5 protein-coding genes and 1 pseudogene are annotated in these 4,479 nt (G+C 72.1%); all 6 read right to left on the minus strand.

Annotation, left to right across the window (positions count from 1 at the left end; genetic code table 11):
- Positions 1-54: 54 nt before the first annotated feature.
- Positions 55-384, minus strand: coding sequence for a hypothetical protein (locus tag JMF90_RS25550; protein WP_011546220.1), 330 nt, complete (start codon positions 382-384; stop codon positions 55-57).
- Positions 381-884, minus strand: coding sequence for a hotdog family protein (locus tag JMF90_RS25555; protein WP_011546219.1), 504 nt, complete (start codon positions 882-884; stop codon positions 381-383). Before JMF90_RS25555 ends, JMF90_RS25550 begins: the two co-directional genes overlap by 4 nt.
- Positions 881-1,699, minus strand: a complete 819-nt coding sequence (locus tag JMF90_RS25560; RefSeq protein ID WP_011546218.1) for a beta-ketoacyl synthase chain length factor — start codon at positions 1,697-1,699, stop codon at positions 881-883. Before JMF90_RS25560 ends, JMF90_RS25555 begins: the two co-directional genes overlap by 4 nt.
- 8 nt (positions 1,700-1,707) lie before the next feature.
- Entirely contained in the window at positions 1,708-2,931 is a 1,224-nt protein-coding gene (locus JMF90_RS25565; RefSeq protein ID WP_041489248.1) for a beta-ketoacyl-[acyl-carrier-protein] synthase family protein, read from the minus strand.
- 63 nt (positions 2,932-2,994) lie between these two features.
- Positions 2,995-3,879, minus strand: coding sequence for a polysaccharide deacetylase family protein (locus JMF90_RS25570; RefSeq protein WP_011546216.1), 885 nt, complete (start codon positions 3,877-3,879; stop codon positions 2,995-2,997).
- Positions 3,876-4,479, minus strand: a pseudogene (locus JMF90_RS25575) (hypothetical protein); the annotation flags it as partial. The gene JMF90_RS25570 and the pseudogene JMF90_RS25575, both read right to left, overlap by 4 nt.

Raw genomic sequence — 4,479 nt, forward strand, 5'->3', positions numbered from 1 at the left:
ATGAGCGGTCACGCCCCGCGCGCATGCCGTCGGCCATGCGCGCGGGACGCGTGATCAGTCGTTCTTTTCGCCCTTTCCAGCCGACTCGCCGGAGTCGTTCTTGTGGAAGATCCGCTTCGTCGTGCGCTTGGTGGCTTCCCAGCCTTCGCGCGACGCATGGGCGACGCCGTGCCCGACCGCTTTCGCGGCGCTCGCGGTCGCGTGGCCGAAGCTGCGCGCCGCGTCGCCGGTCTTGTGCGCGGCTTCCTTCGAATCGCGCTTGATGTCCTGCTTCACTTCCGACATGTCCGCGTGGGCGAGCGGGCCGAGCAGCGACAGAACGAGCGTGGCGCCAATGAACTGACGAACTTTCACGACCGGGTTCCTTGAGGTGAGCCTCTTCATCGAGGATTCGTGTTGCCGGCAGGCGCCGGTTGAAACGCGCCGGCGGCCGATGCGTCGAGCATCACCGCCGCGCGGCCGGACAGCAGCACGCGCTCGCCGCAGCGCAGCGTGAATTCGTACAGCACCGAGCGGCCGTCGCCGCTCACGCGTTGCGCGTCGATGGTGAGCGGCTGCTCGAACGTGTCGAGCCGGTCGACGAACGCGTCGACGTTGCGCACGCTCGCGAGATAGCCGACGCGCGGGCGGGCTTCGTGCGCGCCGAGCAGCGCGCCGTGCACGGCCATCGCCTGCGCCGCGTACTCGATGCCGCAGACCGACGCGAGCCGCCCATGCGCGCGCAGCGGGTTGTCTGGATCGCGATGGCTCGTCGCGGTGCAGCGGATTCGTTCGGTATCCCACGCATCGACCGAATCGAGCACGCACATCGTGCCGGCGTGCGGAATGTGCGCGGCAATCCACGCATGGTCGAGCGGTGGGGTCAATACGACCGTGGCGGTCATCGCGCGCGCTCCGCGAAGGGTTCGGACATCGCGACGTCGACCTGCACGCGCGTATCGGCCAGGTAGTCGAGCACGACGCGCGTCGATTGCCGTGCGGCGAGCGCTTCGAGCAGCGGCAGCACGCGGGCGGCCGGGTTGCCGGCGCGCAGTGCGTCGAGTTCGGCATGCACGAGCGTCGTGGCGGGCGCATCGGTGAGTTGCACGTCGATGCGGGCGAGCGTGCGCGCGCTCGCTTCCGGCGCGAACACGAGCGCGACGCCGAACGCATCGCCGATCGGCCGCACCGCGCGCAGCGGTTCCGGATAGTCGGTGTCGTACGCGATCAGCAGGCTCGGCACGCGATCGACGACGACCTGGCAGAGACTTTCGAGCAGGCCGGCGGCAAAGCTGCCGTCGTGCGCGCACAGTACGTTCGACGTCGCCGTCGCGCGGGTCGCGATGCTCCAGTAGCCGGCCGGCGCGTTGTGCACCGAGTTGTGGAAGCGGGTCGGCGACAGCTGGCGATCGTCGCCGGCCAGCGTTTCGCAGATCGCGTGGCAGTTCTGGCCGTCGCCGCCGGATGCGCTGAACACGGTCGCGAGCGTCGCGGCGTCTCGGCCGCTCGCGGCCACCGCTTCGTGGCCGACCGCGAGCGCCGCGCGCACGACCGGGCCCGTGCGGCGCCGTTCTGCAGACGGCAGCCCGGCCGGCGGCGGCAGCTCGGTGCGGGCGGGCACGTAGGGCGTGCGGCCCGCGAGCACGTCGGCCGCATGCGGCCAGTCGGTCAATCCCGGCCCGACGAGGCCAATGCTTTCGATGAAGGCGGTGAGTGTCATGGCGGGCCTCAACGACGGGCGCGGCCGGCCACGCGCTGGGCGCGGCCGAGGATCAGGCTGCAATTCGTGCCGCCGAAGCCGAACGAATTGGAGAGGACGGCGCGCACGCGCGTGTCGCGGCTCGCGAGCACGTAATCGGCGACGAGCGCCGGGTCGGGCTGCGTCGTGTTGACGCCGGCCGGCACGAACTGCTCGCGCAGCGCGAGCGCGGCGACGATCGCCTCCAGCGCGCCGGCCGCGCCGAGCGTGTGGCCGGTCGCGCCCTTCGTCGAGCTGCACGGCGTGCGGGCGAACAGCGCACCGAGCGCGCGGCTTTCCGCTGCGTCGTTGCTCGGCGTCGCGGTGCCGTGCAGGTTCACGTAGTCGATGTCGTGCGCGTCGAGGCCGGCGGATGCGAGCGCCTGCTCGATCGCGGCGCGCGCGCCGAGCCCTTCCGGATGCGGCGACGACATGTGATGCGCGTCGCTCGATTCGCCGATGCCGAGCAGCAGGATCGCGTCGGCGTCGAGCGTGGCGGGCGGGGCAGGGACGCGCTCGACGAGCGCGAACGCGGCGGCCTCGCCGATCGAGATGCCGTCGCGCGCGACGTCGAACGGCCGGCATGGCTGGCGCGACAGCAGTTCGAGCGAATTGAAGCCGTACAGCGTGGTCAGGCACAGCGAATCGACGCCGCCGACGACGGCCGCGTCGATCAGCCCGGCCTCGATCATGCGGCGCGCGGAGCCGAACACCTTCGCGCCCGACGAGCATGCGGACGAGATCGCCATCGCCGGCCCGCGCAGCGCGAAATACGCGCGCACGAACGCGGCCGGCGAATACGGGTTGTGCGTGTGCGCGTAGCGGAAGTCGGCGGGCAGCGCGCCGCTCGCCGGATCGCGGCGCTGGTACGCGCGTTCGGTTTCGAGGATGCCGGCCGTGCTCGTGCCGACGAACACGCCGACGCGTGCGGCGCCGTAGCGCGCGACCGCCGCCGCGACGCGCGCGTCGAAGCCGTCCTGCGTCAGGCCGAGTTGCGCGAGGCGGTTGTTGCGGCAGTCGAAGTCGGCGAGATCGGCGCGCACGGGCTGCGCATCGACGCCGTTCACCGCACCGATCCACGTGTCGAGATCCGCACGCTCGAAGTTGCACGGCACGAGGCCGCTGCGGGCGTGGCGCAGCGCATCGAGGGTCGCGTCGAGGCCGCGGCCGATGCAGCTGGTGGCGGTGAAGTGCGAGAGCAGGAGAGGGTTCACGAGGGTCGCATCCGGTGGCCGGAACGGGCGCCGCAGCAGGGCTGGCACGCGCGCCGTTCGAGGTCAGATTTTATCAAACGGGGGTGCCGGAACGCCCAGCTGGCCGGGCGGTTCGGGTGCCAGCGCCGCGCGCAGGGTGGTCCAGGGCAACTGCGCGTCGGCGGCCGCACGCAGCACCGCGGGCAGCACGTCGAGCACGACCGGTTCGCCGCGCGTGTCGCGCGCCGCGTGACCGTCGTGCACGAGCAGGATGTCGCGCGCATCGAGCCCATGCAGCAGGCGGCGCGTGACGGTCGCGGCGTCGCGCGCACGCGTGTCGAAGCCGCGCCGCGTCCAGCTCGCGAGTTGCAGCCCGAATTCGCACAGCACCGGTTCGAGAAACGGATTGCGCAGGCCGGCCGGCGCGCGGAAGAACAGCGGGCGCGTGCCGGCGATGTCGGTCAGCGTCTGCTGCGCGGCCGCGATCTCGCGCCGCAGTGCGGCCGGCCCCGACAGCGAGAACGTATGGCGGTGCCGCTGGCTGTGGTTCTCGACCGCATGGCCGCGCGCGACGATCGCCTCGATCCACAGTGGGTGGCGGCGCGCGAGATCGCCGATGCAGAAGAACGTCGCGCGTGCGTCGTAACGGTCGAGCAGGTCCAGCACGCGCGGCGTCACGTCCGGGTCCGGACCGTCGTCGATCGTCAATGCGATGCGGCGGCCCGCGCCGGCCGGCAGGCGCGTCCAGTTCGGGCCGAGCAGCGTGCTGCGCGGCCACAACCCGGCCGCGGTCAGCGCGAGATGCGACGCGACCACGCCGCCGACGGCCCACGGCCACGTGGCCGGTTGCGCGATCACCGCGGCGGCCGCGCCCGCATGCAGCGCGGCGGCGCCGGCGATCAGCGGCGTCGGCTTCCAGCGGCGCGCGTCGCCGGCGTCGTGCGGTGGAACGCAAGGCGGCACGTTCATGCGCGGCCTCCTCGTTCACGATTGCCGGCCGCCGCCGCCGCCGCCGCCGCCGTCTCTGCGGCGCGCGGCGCGAGAATCGCCGCGAACGCGAGCGCGAGCATCGCGCCGGGGCCCACGGTCAGCCCGAAGGTTTCGAGCAGCGGCACGCGCGACAGCGCGAGCAGCCCGAAGCCGGCGACCGTCGCGAGGTTCGCGATCAGCAGCGACACGAGCGTATGCGGCGTGACGGGCTGCGCGTCGTCGCGCCGGCAGAAGAACAACGCATAGTTCGAGCCGACCGCGACGATCAGCAGCATCCCGATGAGGTGCAGGATCGTCAGTTGCACGCCGGCGAGCGCGAAACCGGCCGTCACGACCAGCACGGCGGCGACGAGCGGCGCAAGGGCGCGCGCGGCGCGGCGCGGCGAGCGCAGCGCGATCAGCAGCAGCACGGCGATCGCGGCGAATCCTGCGAGCGACAGCCGGATGTCCTCATGCACGTAGCTCACGTACAACCGATCGGCTTCGGCCTTCATGTCGACGAACAGCGCATCGGGCACGCCCGCGCGTGCGACGGCGGCGCGAATCGGCGTGTCGTATAACTTCGTATAATGTATGCTA

The sequence above is a fragment of the Burkholderia sp. E168m23 genome (assembly GCF_016586125.1).
GTDB lineage: Bacteria > Pseudomonadota > Gammaproteobacteria > Burkholderiales > Burkholderiaceae > Burkholderia > Burkholderia orbicola.

Coding starts and splice junctions, on each gene's coding strand:
- JMF90_RS25550 (WP_011546220.1), bottom strand. CDS start 384: ATGAAGAGGCTCACCTCAAGGAACCCGGTCGTGAAAGTTCGTCAGTTC.
- JMF90_RS25570 (WP_011546216.1), bottom strand. CDS start 3,879: ATGAACGTGCCGCCTTGCGTTCCACCGCACGACGCCGGCGACGCGCGC.
- JMF90_RS25555 (WP_011546219.1), bottom strand. CDS start 884: ATGACCGCCACGGTCGTATTGACCCCACCGCTCGACCATGCGTGGATT.
- JMF90_RS25560 (WP_011546218.1), bottom strand. CDS start 1,699: ATGACACTCACCGCCTTCATCGAAAGCATTGGCCTCGTCGGGCCGGGA.